This window comes from Gluconobacter sphaericus NBRC 12467 (assembly GCF_006539125.1).
In the GTDB taxonomy this organism is placed as follows: Bacteria; Pseudomonadota; Alphaproteobacteria; order Acetobacterales; family Acetobacteraceae; genus Gluconobacter; species Gluconobacter sphaericus.
In genome coordinates this window covers 1-2,110 of the sequence record NZ_BJMK01000073.1, presented here as the reverse complement: position 1 = coordinate 2,110, position 2,110 = coordinate 1, and the positions used below count along the sequence as shown (strand labels likewise).

General features: G+C 46.1%; 1 protein-coding gene and 2 pseudogenes. All 3 read right to left on the bottom strand.

Going from position 1 to position 2,110, the window contains the following annotated elements:
* Positions 1 to 1,108 (bottom strand): Hint domain-containing protein (locus tag GSP01_RS15535; protein WP_141354660.1); only part of this gene is annotated, 1,108 nt, incomplete at its 3' end.
* 269 nt (positions 1,109 to 1,377) lie between these two features.
* Positions 1,378 to 1,677, bottom strand: a pseudogene (locus GSP01_RS15530) (transposase); the annotation flags it as partial.
* Positions 1,678 to 1,722: 45 nt separating this feature from the next.
* Positions 1,723 to 2,110, bottom strand: a pseudogene (locus GSP01_RS15525) (transposase); the annotation flags it as partial.

Here is a 2,110-nt window from a genome sequence, read left to right as displayed (position 1 = left end):
AGTTTAGATTGCGACTTCCGCCTATGGAAACCACAGATCCTTTCTGCGTGAAGGAGCGACGGTTACCGGTGTCGAGATAGCTTTCGGTGAGCATACCATCGGCTATGATAACCGAATGATCCTCGGTTTCGATGTGGTAGTAATCGTAAGACGTGATGGACTTGTCGTAGAAGATCGAACGACCGTTGATGAGCATCCGGGCAGGAACGAACTTTCCTTCGAAGAACAGGCAGTGCTCTGCCGTGATCAGCATGTCCTTGAAAGGTACACCATTAGCAATGGCATCCTTGAGGATGCGTACCGGGTAACCTGCTTTATCGTCAGGAAGATGGGCGTGAACGTTGCAGTGAGCTTGCCCAGCCCAAGTCACACGACGGATAACTTCAGCACCATTGTCGTAAGCAATTACTTCATCTCCGATAGCAAGGTCTTCTACTAAGGTTAGTCCAGAATATGTTTGGATCAGGGTACCAGAAAGAAAACAAACAAAAGTCGTCGTATTGCTTGCACTGTCACTAGAAATGGAAAAATCTGATGCTTTGTAGTAAGTGCCATCAGGTTTTTTTGCTACATTGAATATGGCTACAACATTTGGTGTTGAAGACCATGAATTGTAATATACAATTTCCACCTTCCCGCTGGCGGAATCAATTAATTTTTCATTTGATGAATGATAGTCATTTGATATTGTGATATGATCTCCAGGTGCGACATTATTAAATGTAACATTTGCAAGCGCGGCTGCATTAAAGGTAAGGTTGTTTGTTTTTGAAGTTGTGTCTCCGAAATTAACTACTACATTTCCTGATGTCTGATATGCATTTGGATATTCAATGCTTCCTCCATTGATATTTATAGTTCCTGATGGAATATCAGATTGGTTAGAAGTGATTGATGTACCGCTATTTAAAGTTATGGATGATCCATCAGATATTGTTACTTTTTCAAATGTAATTTCACCGTTATTATTAAAAATAACGTTACCTTCGAATGTTACCTCATCAATTGCAGATGTCGGTGATCCAACTAGAATTGTTGTCTGTCCAGGTGCTCCAATTGTTCCGCCTTGTTGTGAAACTTCTGTCCAATTTTTAGTTACTGTGGCCATTATATAATCCGTCACGTCATTGTGAATTAATAAAAAACGGGTTAAATGTTAATTTTTTAGAAATGTCAATAATAAATTGACACTGTGCCACGGTACTTTTCGGGTTTTTTAGGCTTAGGACACGTAACCAGAAGATGATGGTTGCAGCTAGGAAGATGGGGGGATCGGAAAACCCTTAATTTCTAGGTTTTAGTGATTTGATTGACGGTTCTTTGGGGCGCTTTCGACCTGCGTTTTGAGCAGATTGGGGGTTGTCCCCCGCTGGATGACTACGCGCTCGCGTTCACTTTTTCGAAGAAGAAACGGCGCATGTTGTAGACGATATTGGCGAGCCTGATCCTCATGGTGGCTCGGCTGATGCCGACAGTCCGGATGAAGAGCCCCGTGTGCGATTTCTGATCGGCAAAGACGTGCTCAACACGAGATCGGATCACCGATTTTTCTGCATTGGATCGCAAGATATGGCGGGACATGGGCTTGAGGTGCGTCTTTTTCCTGTGAACCTTTGAGATAAAGCCTTGCTTTTCCATGAAGTCCTCATTGGCTTTCAAGCGGTAGGCCGTGTCACCCTCCGCCATTATCCCGTCAATGCTCCGCATCGACGGGAGCCTGAATGGCATGGTTCCATCCTCCTGCGCTTCGCCTTCGTGAATTTCAGTGTCCAACGCGCATGACGATCCTTGTGCGACAGTTTTAACGGCTTGTCATGCCAGTCCTGTGGTATCCGTCCTTCCTGGAGATCTGCTTTCTCAGCGTTGGTATTGCGCTGCTTTGGCGCGACCCGCGTTGCATCCAGGATCTGGCCGGACATCGGCAGATCGCCCGCGTTCCGCAGGGTCGCGTCAAACCGGTCAAACAGCCTTTCAATGGCCCCTGCCTGTGTCAGGCGTTCACGGAACAACCAGACTGTTTTGGCATCAGGCACGCGATCTGAAAGTCCCAGACCAAGGAAACGCATGAACGACAGGCGGTCGTTGATGAGATACTCTGTCCGTTCATCGG